Consider the following 15,575-nt stretch of genomic DNA (forward strand, 5'->3'; position numbering starts at 1 on the left):
TTATGAGAAGCTTTTTTCGCATTATAGTGGTTCCCCTCAGGTTCGTCAAGGAAAAATGATGGGGGTTTCATCTGCTTTTCTATATACTATGTATTCCCTTTTAAAGAAGTGTGTAACCATAGAAAAAGGATGAGGGATTTACTGGATGATCCCCAGACGCAACCCCTTGGCGACAGCTTCGGGACGATTTTTGGCGTTCAGCTTTCGCAAAGCGGTCTGGGCGTATTCAGCGGCGGTATGTTCGCTGATATGGAGAACCTCACCGATATGTTTTGTCGAATACCCGTAGGCGATCATCTGCAGGATCTCTTGTTCCCTCTGAGTCAGCCACTCGGAAGAAGTAGGTTCCGAAGCCAGGGGGGGACCTTCGTATAATTTGACCCGGAGGGTGAGACTGAGTCGATGGACCAGGATGTCCACCAATCGAATCTGCTCCGAGTCCGGCTGATAAGGATCACCGTCTTGATCCAGCAGCAAAAAGCCGACTGGTTGTTTGTTTTCCCCGAAGAGGGTGCAAACCAAGAGCGAGGTAAGCCGAAACTGTTTCACATAATGGGCGGGAAAATAGATCTGTGCATCGGAAAGATAGATGGGCCGGTTTTCCCGGATGGCCCAAGTGATGCCGGGGATATTGGAATCCAACGTCCGCACTTTCCGAATTTCCGCCGGATCGATCCGATGGGAGCAGATCCCCTCCACAGTACGGGTCACCGCTGAATACCAGAACAATGCTCCTCGACGAAAGGCGGCATGTTCCGCAATAAAATGAACCGACTGGCTGAGCAGCTCTTCCAGCGTCCGGGTGGTTAGCAACAGTTCATCAAACCGGAGGACGGTGGGCAGAAGGGAGTCGGGAGCGTTGCTGATGTCAGCAGTCCCTGGCACAGCCGCCGAGGAGGGAGAAGTGCATTCCTCATGATTATGATAATAGACAGAATAGACCAAAGCCATCACCAAGGAATGTAGCCAACGGTAGCGGGTGTACAGGTCGGGGCCGGTTGGGTGTTGTGACAAAACTCCCATCACCATCTCCTCGAAAACGCCGAGGATGATAATGATCCGGCGGGGGTCCAGCACCCGGCGGGATCGTGCAACCCAGTCGTTAAACTTTTGCAAGTATTCATCATAATGGGTGGAAACCAGATCGATGTTCCGCAGCAAAAGCTGCACCAACTCCTGGGCGGCCTGTTTTTCCTCGGCAGATGTATCGACCGTGGACAGCTTCACTTTCCAGTTGGCCATCCCTTCTCGATACCCTTGGGTGATCATGTCCAGGATCTGTTGCACCTGTTGACGGGGAATCATAGGGGGAGTTAAATATGCGGGAATCTGCATCCCAGACAATCCCTTTCTTTTTACCGGATTTTTAACTGATATCATGTCAGTCTTCCGAAAGCCATTATATAACAGATCTCCCTCGGTTAGAAGGGCATCCATCGGAGGAAGGGAAAGGATTCTGTTTGCACCCCATAAACATAGGGGTAGCGATTCCCCGCTTTACAGGGTTGAGACCGGTGCTTAAACCGTCATAAAATGACTCATATCCACGAAAAGGTGGAAGATTCTAAAAACATAAAGGAAAGCGCTATCATGTTGGCTGACCTTAAAACAGTGAGGTGATCCGATTGAAGTATCGCAAAAAGTGGTTTTGGACCAGTCTAACGATCTCCTTTACCCTGCTGTTGGTTGTACTGTCGGGGGTGTATGCCGGTGGTGTGGCCATGGCCGTGCCGATCGCCGGAGTTGGTGGTTTTCAAATCGAAGCGGATCAGATCAAGATCAGCAATTTCAAGCTTTTGCCCACGGTGGGGGAATCCAGTGAAAAGAAATCGATTCCTCAGGTGGCCACGCAGATGGACGCCAAGATCAAGGGGTTGAAACTGTACAAAGACCTGGATATTCCCGGGCAAGGAAAGATCCGGGTGATGGTGACAGCCTCGGGGGAAGTGGTCTCCAATGGCATGGTGTTGGATATGTCCAAACTGACCGGGGATCATCAATTCCAAAAATTAAAAATTCATGAAAACCATTCACAGGATTTTCGGCAAAAGTTTGAGATGTCCGCACCTAGCCTGGTGCTGAAAGACCCGAAAATCCGCGGGCACTATCTCTTTAACAACAGCATCTCCCTTCCGGGGATGAAGCTGGAGTTGCACAAAGTGGACTAAAGGAAGAGAGGAATCTTCTATATGGGTGATTCGAATAAGCAGGTGGAGCCGGAACTGCCCCAGCGGAAAGAGAAAAACAACAAGAAACCGGAGCGTCCCAGGGCGGGGCTGATCCTGCTGATCCTGGCCGGTTTGTTCACCCTGTATATCCCGGTGCAGTTATATTGGCTCACCTTTGTACCGGGTAATTTTGCGTTTACCGGCATACTGTTCGGAGGCCTTTTGCTCGCCTGTGGAATCGTCGGTTGGATCATGCCTCACTATGTCCGGATACTCGGAATATTCGGGATCATCCTGTCCATTCTCTCCCTGATGGGGGCCTTGGGCGGGATGATTATCGGAATGTTGTTGGGGATTGTAGGCGGTTGTCTGTGCATCTCCTGGGAACAGGAGGACTCGGGCGACAACGGAAAAGCCCCTGCCAAAAAAGAGGAGGCGGTTTGAAGAAATCCCTCTTCATACCGTCCAACGATTTCGAAAAAACGGAGTACACACCGACTGGGGTGGATGAAGGGGGGGATAGCCCTTTGAAGCAATTGAGCCACCCGGTGATCATCGGTTTGATCTTATTTCTCCTTATCGCGTCCGTTTCTTCAGCGGCTGCCTCGGGAACCGGGGACGAGCCGGAAGCATTGATTATCCGGGCCGATCGGATCGAGTCTGCCGGATTATTGATGGGGTTGGATTCAGGCCAACGCAGTTGGTTGTTAACCCTTCAGATTGGGGAGTCGAAGATCGAAGGGATGGAGATGGCCGCATCCTATGGGAACGGACAAGGGGGATGGCAGCTGGATATCCAAGATTCCGGACCGGTGTCGATCCAGGATTTGCAAGTGAAAGTGAGCGCAATCGGTTTCAAGATCAAACCCGGCGATTTGCTGGAGATCGACAGGCCGGTGCCCTCCGTCGTCCTTCATGATGTTTATCTCCGGGTGGAAAAGATGGAAGCGGGATCGGCCCATATGCCCTCTTTGGATCTGGATACCACAAAGGAGGTCTCTCTGGAGCGTCCGCAGGGCGGTATTTTTATCGACTTGCGCCAGTTTGGGGAGGACGATGAACAAGAGGTAGAAAAAGAGGTGAATCGGATGGTATCCGGGGAGCCTGAGGAGGAGAAAAAAGAGAAAGAGGCACCGACCGACGGGGATCAATCCGCCGACGAGCATAAACAGGATGAGAATTCCGGTGAAGGGGATACAGAGGATCCCGATTCGGCACAGGAAGGGGATTCCGATCCCGATGAGGGAGCGGATCAGCAGGAAGAACTGACGAAGACCATCCGGTTGAAACGCTACTTTTCCGCCCTGGAAATCGTGAATCAGGCGAAAACCTATGATGCCGACATCACACTGAAACGGAAGGACAAGGAGTATGATGCGAAGGACTGGGGACGGATGGTCCTGATGAAGCGGTTCTCAGGAACCGAGATCGAACTGGTCGTCAACGGACCGGATAAAAAGAAGGCACTCAAAGAGATGGCTCAATTCCTGGGTAAAGAAGAATAGGGGCCTTGCAAGGGTTGCATCTTGACGATGCAGCCCTTCTGTTTGGCGCCATGCTGGAATCAGGGGAAAACACAAAAAACCTCCCAGGTGGAGGTTTTTGTCCGTGGCCATGCTTTAGACGGTACAGGAACCCCGACGTCCTGTCGGGCAATTGGCACAGGGTTTGGCACCGGGCAACCGATGGTAGAGGCAGCAGGTGCGGCGGGTTAGCCCTTCCCCCTCATCGGTGAGGGCCTTTGGCTTCTTGGCAAGCGGATTGGGGGGACAGCCGGCGATCAAGTCATTCTCTTCTTCGGTCAAAAAGCGAAAGTCGGAGATGATCTGTTCCTTTTCCGCTGGATCGGATGTTTCTTCCCTCCACTTTTCGTAGTAATAGTCGATATAACAGCGGGCGCTTTCCCATAAGATGGGCGAAGGGATATAAGTGGACAGCGAGGTTACAAGTGGAGTGATATTCTCCTGAAAGAGTCTTCGCAGAGCTTCCGCCCGCCACGCCTCTCGATCACCGTCTCGGAAGGATGACACTTGTGGATGTTCCGAGATGATTGAAAGGTTCCAGCCCCCGTGAAAGAGGATCTGAAGAGAGTCCGGCGTAAAAAGAGGCGCTTGGTTTTTTCGAGTGACACCATATAAGGTATCGGCCAACAGCAGCGAGAGGACCTGTTTGGCCAGCATGGAGGCGGCAACGGTTAAATGATCCGTACCGATTCCTTTCCCCCACCTCCGAAGCAGCGCCTCCCGGGTAGATGGGTGGATCAGAGAACGGATTGACGCTCCGCGGGAAGGGGAGCGGAAGGTCGGAATACTGCCTTGTCCAGAAGTTGTGTCTGTACGGTTCAAAGCTTGGGTGGACATGGTTATACCCCCGTTCCGGTAGCCGGATGATGGAAAAGGCACCGTCCTCTTCCATGGGGCACACAGGTAGGTGTGCCGAAGAGCGGGTCCGGAAGAATATCACAATCGAGGCCGAACACTTCCTTCACCATGCGGTCCGTTACAATCGCTTCAGGCGGCCCCTGACTGTGAACCCCGCGGTTATGGACAGCCACCATATGGTGAGCGTATCGGCAAGCTTGATTCAGATCATGGAGCACCATCACAATGGTGCGATTGTCCTGTTCGTTCAGCTCAAACAGGAGATCGAGAATCTCAATCTGGTGGGTCATATCCAAGTAAGTGGTTGGTTCGTCCAGCAACAGCGTGTCGGTTCCCTGGGCCAGGGTCATGGCAATCCAAGCCCGCTGTCGTTGTCCGCCGGAGAGGGAGTCGATGGGACGGTCGGCGAAATCTGTCATCCGGGTCATTTCCAGTGCCCACCGAACCTGCTCCTCATCCTCATCCGACCACTGGTTGACCCAGCTTTGGTGGGGATAGCGCCCCTGTTTGGCCAGCTGGAGCACGGTAAGCCCCTCTGGTGCGACCGGTCCCTGAGGCAGAATGGCCAGTTCCCGGGCCGTTTTTTTTGTGGATTGGCGGGCGATATTGCGTCCGTTCAGCAGGACAGCTCCCTTTTTCGGCTTCATCAACCGAGCCAGTGAACGGAGGAGTGTAGACTTACCACACCCGTTGGCACCCACCAGGGCCGTGATCTGCCCCTTGGGAATCTGGAGGTCCAGATCGAAAATTATCGGTTCGTCGGTGTAAGCCAGAGTCAGGCTGTCAGTTTCCAGGGTCGGCTTCATCTCGGATCAACCTCCCGTCTCAAGCATGACAAGGTTTATACATGACGTTCGCTTTTAAGGAGCAAAACAATCAAAAACGGGGCTCCCAGCACGGCGGTAAAAAGACCCGCCGGCAAATCGAGAGGGCTAAATGCAGTCCGTGCTGTCAGATCCGCCACCATGACCAGCAGTGCACCGGTCACTGCGGCTACCGGCAGCAACTGGCCTTGGGAGGGTCCCGTCAACATCCGGGCGATATGGGGGGCCATCAGGCCGACAAAGCCGATGGGACCCGCGGCGGCTACTGCGATGCCGGCCAAGGCCACGCTGTACAGGACCAGCAACAATCGGTGGAGCTGGACCCGGCTTCCCAATCCCGTCGCCAATGATTCACCCAGCTCCTGGGCGTTGAGGTGGCGGGAGGATAGCAGAGTGAGGGGGAGAAACACGGCGACTTGGGCGGCGGTTCTCCACACGGTTTCCCACGAACTGGCGTAGACGCTCCCGGTGAGCCACACCATCGCCTGACTGGTGGTATGGATCGGACTGATGATCAACAGCAAGGAGGTGAGGCCCACCGCCGCCGCATTGACCCCGATCCCGATCAGGATGAGGCGGAAGGGGGAGACCCCTTTCTTCCAGGCCAAAAGGTAGATCAAAAAGGTGGTCAGTGCGCCTCCGGCCAAGGCGGCGACGGAAACCCATTGGGACCCGATGCCGGTAAGCAGGGTGAGACAGGCCACAGCCCCCACCGATGCCCCTCCGGTGATGCCGATCACATCCGGGGAAGCGAGGGGGTTTCTCACCACACCCTGTAAAATAGCTCCAGCTACCGCCAAGGCCATGCCTACCAAAAGCGCAGTCAAGACCCGGGGCAAGCGCAGGCTGTTGATCACCATGATGTCGGCGGGGGATCCCTGCCCGGTGAGGGCGGCGATCACATCCCCCGGCGGGATATACATTTCTCCGATTCCCACGCTGATGACAAACACCGCTCCGCTGATCAGGGTTAATAGAGCCAACCAGACCAAGGGGCGGACATCCATCAACAAGGAAAGGTGGAGCGGTCGGATGCGGATGGTGATTTTTCGCTTCACTCTGAGACGCTCCTTCGGGCGATGGTGATGAAAAAGGGAACCCCGATCAAGGCGGTGATGATGCCGACTGGCACCTCATCGGACAAGACACGGGCAGCAGTGCCGGCGAGAAGCTCGGCGACCGGTCCGCCGGGCATGATCAGGTACCGAGCCCCAATATCCGCCAGGAGCAGAAAGCTCCCACCCAGCAAAGCGCAGTACGGCAACAGCCAGCGATAATCGTTGCCCACCAGAAAACGGGCGATATGGGGCACTACCAGGCCGACCATTCCGATCGGTCCGGCGACGGCGACGGCACCGCCGGCGAGCAGCATCACGCAGAGAGCGGATAAAAACTTCACCCAGCCGGTTCGCTGTCCCAGCCCCCGGGCCACGTTTTCTCCCATCAACAGGGTGGTGACAGGACGGGAGAGGGCGAAGGTTAAAGCCCAAGCAGCAATAAAAAAGGGCAGAACCGTCGTCAATGATTGCAAACTGCGGCCCACAATGGATCCGGACAACCAGAAGAGCACTTCTTCTAAGGTCGTTTCATCCGTCACCAGCACCCCTTGGGTCAAGGTGGAAAAGAAAGCGGTCATCGCCGCTCCAGCCAGGGTTAGTTTTAAAGGGGTGAGTCCGGTTCGGCCAGCGGAGCCCAGCCCGTAGACGATCAAGCCGCTGATCGCCGCACCTGCGAAGGCTACCCAGGTATACGCCTGAAAAGATGCAACGGAAAAAAAGGCAGCTGCCGCCACAACGGCAAATGCGGCTCCAGCATTGATGCCGAAGATGCCCGGCGAAGCGAGGGGGTTTCGGGTGAGGGCTTGCATCAGAGCACCGGCCATCGCCAAGCTGGCCCCCACGCAAAGGGCGATCAAGGCTCGGGGCAGGCGGGTGTTTAAAATCACCAGTTCCACTTGGGTCGGCTCCGGTGTCTGAAAGGCATTCAATAATGTCTGCCAACCCACTTGGGTCAGCCCCCATTTGATACTGCCGGTCAGAGTGACCAGCAGGAGGAGAACCCCTGCTACCAGGCCGAGTGTGCGCAGTGTCAATGTTCGAAAAGGATGAGAGCGCATGGGATATCTCCTAATCGTAGCCTTACGAAATAAGTATGATCACTTGTATGATAATCATTATCAAAAGAAAGGTCAATAAATGATAATCATTTTCACGATCTTTCTTGACAGTTTTTTGGGGCTTACTTAAGATGAGGGCAGTATTGAAAATCATTTTCATTGAGACGGAGGTTGAAGCCGTGGGTCCTTGGAGAAAATGGATCGGTATTGGGATGGCATCGGTTCTCCTATTTACTGTCGGCTGTGGTGGCGGTGGCGCAGCAGACCAAAGCGGTGATGAGAAGGAACAGGGAAAAACCCGGGTGGTTGAACACGCCATGGGGAAAACGGTGATAAAAGGGACGCCGGAACGGGTGGTGGTCCTGACCAATGACGGAGTGGACGATGCACTGGCCTTGGGGGTCAAACCGGTAGGTGCTGTCCAATCCTGGATCGGGGATCCCTGGTATGATTTCATCACCGATGAGATGAAAGGCGTGGAAGTGGTGGGAGAGGAAGTGCAGCCCAATCTGGAAAAGATCGCCGCACTGAAGCCGGATTTGATCATCGGCAGCAAAGTCCGCCACGAAAAGATTTACGACAAACTGTCTGCCATCGCTCCCACTGTTTACAGTGACACGGTGGGACATGTATGGAAGGAAAATTTCAAACTGTATGCGAAAGCCTTAAATAAAGAGGATCAGGCGCAGCAACAATTGAAGGAATGGGAGCAAAGAATCGCTGATTTTAAAGAGAGTATGGGAGACGACTTGGATACAAAGGTATCGATTGTCCGCTTCCTCCCGGGTCTCGTTCGTATTCACCACAACGGCTTCCCGGATGCAGTAGTACAAGAAGTCGGTTTGAAACGCCCTCAATCCCAAATCAAAAAAGCCCACTCCAGCGAAGTGACCGAAGAGCGGATCCCTGAGATGGACGGTGACGTGATGTTTGTCTTGACGATGGAAGAAGGGGATGGAAAGGCGACCAAACTGAAGGAGGAGTGGATGAATAAACCCCTTTTCAAACAGCTGGATGTGGCTCAAGAGGGAAACGTATATGAAGTGAACGATGTATACTGGAATCTTTCCGGCGGGATTCAGGCAGCGAACAAAATACTGGATGATCTGGAGAAACACCTGCTCGATAAATCACGTTAAAACATAAAACCATCTGACTCGATACAGACGGTGCGCCGTCTGTTTTTTCTTGGCCCTTTTTTGGCAAACGTCAGGCAAACAAGTCTCCATACATGGTACCATGTGGGTCGATGGCATAATATCCACAAATCGGGCGGTACATATCAGATCCCTGGCTATTATGGTATAATAAGTGGCTCTGTGCGGATGCCGTCCCGAAAAGAAAGGTGGAGAGCGTATGATCGAGCCGATGGCCCGGGCGGATGATTCTGTCTCCGGGGATTTGCACAACGGGATCGTACAGACTGGGAAAAAGGTTCTGGTCGTTTCGGAGAATTTTGGTACGGGACATACCAAAGCGGCTGAGGCCTTGGCAAAGGGGCTCCGTTCTGAACATCGGGGAATCGAAGTTCAAATGGTGGAATTGGGGCGGGAACTGCAACCGAAAGTGAGTCGCTTCTTGCTCTCATCTTATTTAAATATCATTCGGAAGACACCTCAGGTATGGAAAATGCTGTATGGACGCCACCATACCCGCTCTTTTCCCCAATGGCTGCAGTGGTGTATCTATCGAACCCTGTACACCCGGCTGGCTGCCTATATCGAAGAGATTCGGCCCGATCTGGTCGTCTCCACCCATCCCTTTGCCAGTTCAGGTGTGGCTCGATTGAAACGACAGGGCTTGAGTACGATTTTGTGCACACTGGTTACAGATTTTTCTGCCCATGGAGCCTGGATCCATCCGGAAACGGATCGTTACCTGGTCACCCATAAGGGTGTCAGGAGACAGATGGTGGGAATGGGCGTTCGCCCTGAACGGATATTAACCACTGGAATTCCGACGGATCGTCGTTTTTGGAAGAAGCAAAACCAGCGGGAAGTACGGGAGCGGATGGGGCTGAAACAGATGTCCACTCTGCTGATTCTCGGCGGTGGCTTAGGTCTCGGGGGGACCGATCGGGTCGTGCGGGCAGCGGCTAAGTGGAAAGAAGAGTTGCAGATTTTGGTCTGCACTGGTTATAACCGCCAATTGAAAGAGAGTATGGAAAGAGATGGAGAATTGCGCCACCCTCACATTCGCATCACCGGATTTACCACGCAGATGGCGGACTGGATGGATGCGGCAGACCTGATCGTGTCCAAGCCCGGCGGCATGACCTGCACGGAGGCGATCGCCAAGGAAAAGCCTCTGCTCATTTACGGTACCATCCCCGGCCACGAGGAACGAAACGGACAGTTTATGTTGGAACAGGGGTTGGCGGAAAAAGCTGATGATGACGACGAACTAGATTGTTGGTTTCAGCGGTTGGTATCAGGCGATCTTCCTTTGGACCGTCTCCGGGAACGGATGATGGTATGGCGTGAACGGATCCATCCTTCTCACAGTGTACAAGCTGTACTCGAAATGTTGACTTCCTGACCGTTTCCTACTTCCATCCTTTATTTCCGTTTCCTGCTATATCTTGTTCTTTTCCCATCGGATGGATATAATTCTAACGGTACGGCAACTTCACTGTTAAGGGAGTCTTTCATTTGCGTATGGACTCGCGCAGAGATTATATATATAAACGATGGACGCAGTTTTTATATATATCGATACTGATTTCCCCCGTATTTCCCGCTTTGGTCCTGCTGATGCTCGGGGTGGGTGTTCTTTTTTTCAATAGGGGGAACTGGCATGTGTTCGGATGGCCGGAGAAGATCTTCCTGGGATTTGTGATCTGGTCTTTGGTCAGCTGGTTTTTAAACCCGTACCTCTTATTCGGATGGCTCCCGGTCGGGTTTGTGCCCGTGGTTCTATTCGGCCTGTATTACCTGCTCTCGGTATGGGTGAAACAGCTGTTGGGCTGGGACTGGAAAGGGTTTCAGAGGCTGTACCTGCAATTTTGGCTGCTTGGCTTATACGCTGCAATGGTCACCATTTTTCAGCGTGTGGATTGGATTCCGACTGAAAAATCCACCCTTTTTTATTTACTGGGTTTTTACCCGATGCAACAGGCGGAGTCGGTGCGGAGTATCGGAACCGCTTCCAACTCCAACTTGGCTGCGGCCATGTTGATCTGTCTGGCTCTGCTCAGCATCTACGCCTCTTCGGTCCTGAAGGTTCGTTGGCAAAAGATAGGGGCCCTCGCTGTCTTTGTCGTCTATTGTGTGGCGATTTGGTGCACCGGCTCTCGCGGGGCTTGGGTGGGACTGGTGATCGGCCTGTTGATCCAGGTTTGGATGACCGGAGATCGCAAGCGGACGATTCTTCTCTTTTCAAGTTTGGTGTTTCTCGGCATGGTGATCTATACCAACAAAACCTTGATCCCCAGGGAAGAAACCCTTTTTGCCACGGCAGAAGTCCGGATTTTTGTCTGGCAGAACAGTTTTCGGTTGTTTGCGGAAAACTGGCTGACCGGAGTGCTGCCGCTGCATTTCGGTTATCTTTTTGACCAGATGACAGGGAAATATCTGTTTCATGCTCATAATATCTTTCTGGGGATGGCGGTGGAGTTTGGGGTCATAGGTTTGACGATGTTTATGCTTTTGATCATTGTTACCACGCACCGCGCTCGGCGTTGGAGAAAGTCCGCCGCTACTAAGGAGGAGAAACGGCTGGCCGGGATGCTGATCTCCATGATATTCGCTTTGCTGGGTCACGGGATGTACGATTATCCCATCATCGCTCCCCAGATCGGGCTGATTTTTATGCTGTCCATGATCGTCATCCATCATCTGTATGAAAAGCGTTGTCAGCCTCCAATGGATCGAGGTCTAGGGAGGAACGCGAGGCCTTAAAGGCGAAAAGGAATGAGGCTTGAGACAACTGTTTTTTAACTGAGGTGGAATGGATTGAACGCTTTTTTTGCGTATCTCTTTCGTCTGCGATTGATCCACCGTTGGAGCCTGATGAGGAAGGTAGTGCCGGAGAATGTAGCGGAGCACAGCTATCACACGGCGATTCTCACCCACGCCCTCTGTTCCATCGCGGCTGATGTGTATGGAAAAAAGGTGCCGGTGGATCGGGCAGTCACCCTGGCTTTGTTTCACGATGCGACAGAGGTGATTACCGGCGATATTCCCAGCCCTGTCAAACACCACAATTCCCGGATTCAAAACGGATTCCGGGAGATGGAGGCGCTAGCGGCGGAACGGCTCTGCGACATGGTTCCCGCTGCGCTGAAAGGGCGCTATGCCCCGTTGATCCGCAACCAGGACCCGGATCTGTATCGCTGGGTAAAAGGGGCGGATCTTTTGGATGGCTATCTGAAATGCCTGCAAGAGCTATCGGCGGGCAACCGGGAATTTGCCGTGGCTTGTAGGGAACTGAAGGAACGGATGGACCAGTTGGAGATGCCGGAGATCGATTACTTTCTCCGCCACTTTGCCCCCAGTTTTACGAAGACTCTGGACGAGCTGTCCAAAGAAACGCCATAAACCGGACCGACAGGTCCGGTTTTTTCTGTCTGTTCATCCAGGTATAACCGGACCCGGTTTCGGCCATGCTGGATAGCGAATCTATTATTGATTCTATCAATGGGGTGATCATCAATGGGTGAAAACCGGAGTTGGATTGCCATTCTCTGTCTGATGGGACTGGGGCTGGTTGTGATCTGGGGAAACAGCGGGGATGAATGGAGGCAGGCGGAAGCTAAAACAAAATATAAAACCGTTTCCGTACAAGAGGGGGATACCCTTTACCGGATCTCCCGCACACACGGGGTGGATGTCGAGCAAATCGCCCAACTCAATGATGTGGAGGATCCGTCGCTGATTCAGGTTGGACAAAAACTTCGCATTCCGTCCCCTGAAAAGACAAAACCGCAAACAGAAGAAACCGATGCCGTGCCGGCGATGGCCCGGGGAAAAAGTCTCGGGGAATTTACCTTGACTGCCTATACTTCGGGGCCGGAGTCGACGGGGAAAACCCCTGCAGACCCCGCTTATGGAGTCACTTCCAGCGGCGCTCCGGTGACGGAGGGGTATACGATCGCCGTCGATCCCGACGTGATTCCAATCGGATCCCTGGTCTATATCGAAGGGATCGGATATCGGGTGGCACAAGATACCGGTAAAGCGATTCAGGGAAAACGAATCGATGTGTATATGACCGATGTCAACGAGGCGCGCCAATTCGGCGTGAAAAAAGGGGTAACGGTGGAGTTGGTCCAATGAAAAACCGAAGCAGGGCTTCGTTTCCATAGGTCCCAAAACGACGAACCGCAAACCGGCAAGCCGGTATGCGGCCTTTTTTTATTCTGGCTCTGCTTTTCCAACAAGCATGAGGGCGATGTGAAACCTTTGTAAGCTGCACCTCTGGGACAACTTATCGGGCAGCGGGGGCGACGTTCTTCTGTGAGCTCCCTACTCGCCTGTGTCATCATATCTCATGGTATAATGGGAAGGACAGAGAAAGGGGGGAGTGACGGATGGTGGATATAGGGTTGAAGCCGGTGGAACCCTACTCCTTCGTGGCCACAACCCGGCGCCTGGTCCGATCGGAAAAAGCTCTTTACCGCGTGCGGGATGGCCAGTTTTTGCGCGTTTTGCGGATCCAGGGGCGGCCGATACCGGTGGAGATCGGATGGGAGTCAGGGCAGGTACGGGTGCAGACGACTGTAGAACTGGGGACTCGGGAACGGGAAATCCTGGCACGCTTGATCCGCCGCATGTTTTCCCTGGATGTGGACCTGGGCCCCTTTTATGAGCACATGAAAAAGGAGTCCCCTTTGGCACCGATCATCGAAGAGCGGAAGGGACTCCATTTTGTGTTGGATCCGTCGCTATATGAATGCTTGATCAAAACGGTGATCAGCCAGCAGTTAAACCTCTCCTTCGCGGGGAGATTGGTGTATCGCCTGGTGGAGTTGGCAGGAGAGACTATTCGTTACGGGGATGAAGAGCTGCCTGTCTTTCCCACTCCAGAGCAGGTAGCCCGTTTGGACTACGAAGATCTCCAAAAACTGCAGTTTAACCGTCGAAAAGCGGAGTATGTGATCGATCTCTCCCGTCAGGTGGCAGACGGTGAATTGGATTTGGAAGGCTTACAATCCCTCTCCGACCGGCAAGTGGTGGAAAAGCTGGTAGCGTTGCGCGGCGTCGGGCGCTGGACAGCCGAGTGTCTTCTTCTGTTCGGGATGGGTCGCCCCGATCTGTTACCTGCAGCGGATATCGGCGTTCGAAACGCGGTGAAGAAAGCCTTTGAACTGGATGGCCAGCCGACGGAGGCGGAGGTTCGGGAATGGGGGGAAGGATGGACTCCGTGGCGGAGTTATGTCACCTTCTACCTCTGGGATTACCTTACGGAGGGCTAAGACATATGGGTTTAAGCCTGTTCCAGCCTTTGTTTATACTGATTGAGCAATCGCTTCGCCTGTTCGGCTTTTTTTCGTGGTACCAACAGTTGATAGGCGGTAAGGCCTTTCTTGTTTCGGATCTTCAATTGGCTGGAAATATGGTTCCGTTCCAGATGATTGCGAAGGGAATAGGCTACACGGGGAGTTCCGTAGGATTGGTGAATAACAGTCATACTCTCTCTAAATAACATGAAGTCACCTCTATCCGTCATATTCCCTTTCCACAGAACACGTATGCCCATATCCAATGATATAACACTTTGGGATATGCTATGTGACAGATGTAGATCCTGTTCATGGGAAAACACATATTTACATCTATGTTACATGAAGATGTTTTTTTTGTAAAATTACTGATGAGGCACCAAAAGGAGGAGTGGATGTTGGGGAAAAAGAAAAAGAAGCAACCGCGTCGCGTGGTGGATCACACCAAAACCCTGAAATCGGATCTGCTACGGGTCGCCCAGTGGGCGGGCATCTCGCTGGGAGTCGTGGCCGTGGTGGCCACTGTCGTACGGAGCCTGACCTGAAGAAGGCTGAGGGTTTTCCCTCAGCCTTCTTCACCCCCTTGGGGGTTTCCTTTTTCCTTTCGGGGTAGAGGTCGTTGGGCTTTCTCACTGGCGTTGTGGGCTGTTTTGGCTTTCGCAAAGGAAGTCTGCAACTCGGGATAGGTGGTGAGGACCTGACGCGGGTAGGCGATTTCAATCCCTTTTTCGTTAAAGGTTTGGACGATGGTGATGCGCATCTCCCGCTCCACCATCCAATACTCTTCCGGGGTGACGACGGCCATGAGCGTGTATTCCACTCCATCCTGCTGGATGTCGGTAACACCGAAAATGGTGAAGGGTTCGATCACATAAGGGGCCAGCCGCTGGTTGAGATCCTCCGTGATCTCTTTCAACGTCTCCCGTACCCGGTCATGATCCTCTTCATAGGGGACTGTGACAGCGACGAGGGGGCGCATCCGGTCGCGGTTGTAGTTGGTCACTTGGGAGATCTCGCCGTTGGATAAATAGTGGAGGCGTTGGCTAAACTCTCGGATCTTGGTGACCCGGAGGCCGATCTCCTCAACCGTCCCATTGATGGATCCGTTGATCTCGACGTAATCACCCACCTCCATCTGGTTATCAAAAATGATAAAGAAGCCACTGATCACGTCTTTCACCAGGTTTTGAGCGCCGAAACCGACAGCGAGGCCGACAATTCCTGCCCCGGCGAGGATAGAGGTGACTGGTATCTCTAGTTTCTCCAGAACGGCGATGGCGGAGATGAAGTAGATCGCATAGCGGGCCGTCGACTTGATGAGACGGTTGAGAGTGGTCCCTTTTTTCTGCGGAAAGCGACTGATATTGAGCAGGCGGTCGATGACACGATCGCTGTAGCGAAGAGCGATGTAAGTGAGGAAAATGATCAGTACAATCTGTCCGAAGGGGAGCAGCACATGATCCAAAAGCGGTCCCCACAGTTTTTGGGCGGGGTCTTCCGCGATCTCCTCCGCTTTTTGTTGCATCCCTTCCACACCTTGAATCCAATCGGCCGCTGCAAGGGCGGTAACGGTCATGGTTTCTCACCTTCTATACGGCATAAGTTCTTACATATTTTAAAAAGCGTTGTGCCCCCTAGAGTGAT

17 protein-coding genes are annotated in these 15,575 nt (G+C 53.2%); 10 read left to right on the forward strand and 7 right to left on the reverse strand.

What is annotated here, in order from left to right; translation table 11 throughout:
- Positions 1-138: 138 nt before the first annotated feature.
- On the reverse strand, positions 139-1,335 hold the full coding sequence (locus BLP91_RS02025) for a LuxR C-terminal-related transcriptional regulator (RefSeq protein ID WP_176757767.1): 1,197 nt from the start codon (positions 1,333-1,335) through the stop codon (positions 139-141).
- A gap of 290 nt (positions 1,336-1,625) precedes the next feature.
- Here BLP91_RS02025 and BLP91_RS02030 point away from each other — a divergent pair, with 290 nt between their 5' ends.
- The 3 genes from BLP91_RS02030 (at position 1,626) to BLP91_RS02040 (ending at position 3,673) form a co-directional block, all read left to right on the forward strand.
- On the forward strand, positions 1,626-2,168 hold the full coding sequence (locus BLP91_RS02030; protein ID WP_091566149.1) for a DUF6230 family protein: 543 nt from the start codon (positions 1,626-1,628) through the stop codon (positions 2,166-2,168).
- Between the two features lie 21 nt (positions 2,169-2,189).
- The gene (locus tag BLP91_RS02035; RefSeq protein WP_091566152.1) at positions 2,190-2,612 is read left to right on the forward strand and encodes a DUF6114 domain-containing protein; all 423 of its coding nucleotides are present in this window, start codon (positions 2,190-2,192) and stop codon (positions 2,610-2,612) included.
- A gap of 83 nt (positions 2,613-2,695) precedes the next feature.
- Positions 2,696-3,673, forward strand: a complete 978-nt coding sequence (locus BLP91_RS02040) for an HPr family phosphocarrier protein (RefSeq protein ID WP_143003433.1) — start codon at positions 2,696-2,698, stop codon at positions 3,671-3,673.
- A 114-nt stretch (positions 3,674-3,787) separates the two neighbouring features.
- Here the strand turns inward: BLP91_RS02040 and BLP91_RS02045 are convergent, their stop codons facing one another.
- Genes BLP91_RS02045 through BLP91_RS02060 form a run of 4 tightly spaced genes read right to left on the reverse strand, consistent with a single transcriptional unit; the run spans position 3,788 to position 7,489 of the window.
- Entirely contained in the window at positions 3,788-4,528 is a 741-nt protein-coding gene (locus tag BLP91_RS02045) for a (2Fe-2S)-binding protein (protein ID WP_091566157.1), read from the reverse strand.
- 2 nt (positions 4,529-4,530) lie between these two features.
- A complete protein-coding gene (locus BLP91_RS02050) occupies positions 4,531-5,355 on the reverse strand; it encodes an ABC transporter ATP-binding protein (RefSeq protein WP_091566160.1) in 825 nt (274 codons plus the stop codon).
- Positions 5,356-5,390: 35 nt separating this feature from the next.
- Positions 5,391-6,431 (reverse strand): FecCD family ABC transporter permease, encoded by a 1,041-nt coding sequence (locus tag BLP91_RS02055; RefSeq protein WP_245661988.1) that lies wholly within the window; start codon positions 6,429-6,431, stop codon positions 5,391-5,393.
- The gene (locus BLP91_RS02060; RefSeq protein WP_091566163.1) at positions 6,428-7,489 is read right to left on the reverse strand and encodes a FecCD family ABC transporter permease; all 1,062 of its coding nucleotides are present in this window, start codon (positions 7,487-7,489) and stop codon (positions 6,428-6,430) included. Before BLP91_RS02060 ends, BLP91_RS02055 begins: the two co-directional genes overlap by 4 nt.
- A 212-nt stretch (positions 7,490-7,701) precedes the next feature.
- Here BLP91_RS02060 and BLP91_RS02065 point away from each other — a divergent pair, with 212 nt between their 5' ends.
- The 6 genes from BLP91_RS02065 (at position 7,702) to BLP91_RS02090 (ending at position 13,904) form a co-directional block, all read left to right on the forward strand.
- Positions 7,702-8,628 carry an ABC transporter substrate-binding protein gene (locus BLP91_RS02065; protein ID WP_425412160.1) on the forward strand — a complete coding sequence of 309 codons (927 nt, stop codon included), beginning with the start codon at positions 7,702-7,704 and terminating at the stop codon, positions 8,626-8,628.
- Between the two features lie 217 nt (positions 8,629-8,845).
- On the forward strand, positions 8,846-10,027 hold the full coding sequence (locus tag BLP91_RS02070; RefSeq protein ID WP_091566168.1) for an MGDG synthase family glycosyltransferase: 1,182 nt from the start codon (positions 8,846-8,848) through the stop codon (positions 10,025-10,027).
- Positions 10,028-10,287: 260 nt separating this feature from the next.
- A complete protein-coding gene (locus tag BLP91_RS02075) occupies positions 10,288-11,388 on the forward strand; it encodes an O-antigen ligase family protein (protein ID WP_176757768.1) in 1,101 nt (366 codons plus the stop codon).
- Positions 11,389-11,442: 54 nt separating this feature from the next.
- The gene (gene yfbR, locus BLP91_RS02080) at positions 11,443-12,027 is read left to right on the forward strand and encodes a 5'-deoxynucleotidase (protein ID WP_091566173.1); all 585 of its coding nucleotides are present in this window, start codon (positions 11,443-11,445) and stop codon (positions 12,025-12,027) included.
- Positions 12,028-12,141: 114 nt separating this feature from the next.
- Entirely contained in the window at positions 12,142-12,765 is a 624-nt protein-coding gene (locus tag BLP91_RS02085) for a 3D domain-containing protein (protein ID WP_091566176.1), read from the forward strand.
- A 254-nt stretch (positions 12,766-13,019) separates the two neighbouring features.
- Positions 13,020-13,904: a DNA-3-methyladenine glycosylase family protein gene (locus BLP91_RS02090; protein ID WP_091566179.1), complete on the forward strand. Its 885-nt coding sequence runs from the start codon at positions 13,020-13,022 to the stop codon at positions 13,902-13,904.
- Positions 13,905-13,915: 11 nt separating this feature from the next.
- On the opposite strand, the gene BLP91_RS02095 is transcribed toward BLP91_RS02090, so the two are convergent.
- Entirely contained in the window at positions 13,916-14,137 is a 222-nt protein-coding gene (locus BLP91_RS02095) for a hypothetical protein (protein ID WP_091566182.1), read from the reverse strand.
- 189 nt (positions 14,138-14,326) lie between these two features.
- On the opposite strand from BLP91_RS02095, the gene BLP91_RS16555 reads away from it, so the two are divergent.
- Complete coding sequence (locus BLP91_RS16555; protein WP_176757769.1) at positions 14,327-14,476, forward strand: hypothetical protein; 150 nt, start codon at positions 14,327-14,329, stop codon at positions 14,474-14,476.
- 20 nt (positions 14,477-14,496) lie between these two features.
- Here the strand turns inward: BLP91_RS16555 and BLP91_RS02100 are convergent, their stop codons facing one another.
- Positions 14,497-15,507, reverse strand: a complete 1,011-nt coding sequence (locus BLP91_RS02100; protein WP_091566184.1) for a mechanosensitive ion channel family protein — start codon at positions 15,505-15,507, stop codon at positions 14,497-14,499.
- Between the last annotated feature and the right edge of the window lie 68 nt (positions 15,508-15,575).

It is taken from the genome of Melghirimyces thermohalophilus (genome assembly GCF_900102685.1).
GTDB classification, from domain to species: domain Bacteria; phylum Bacillota; class Bacilli; order Thermoactinomycetales; family DSM-45169; genus Melghirimyces; species Melghirimyces thermohalophilus.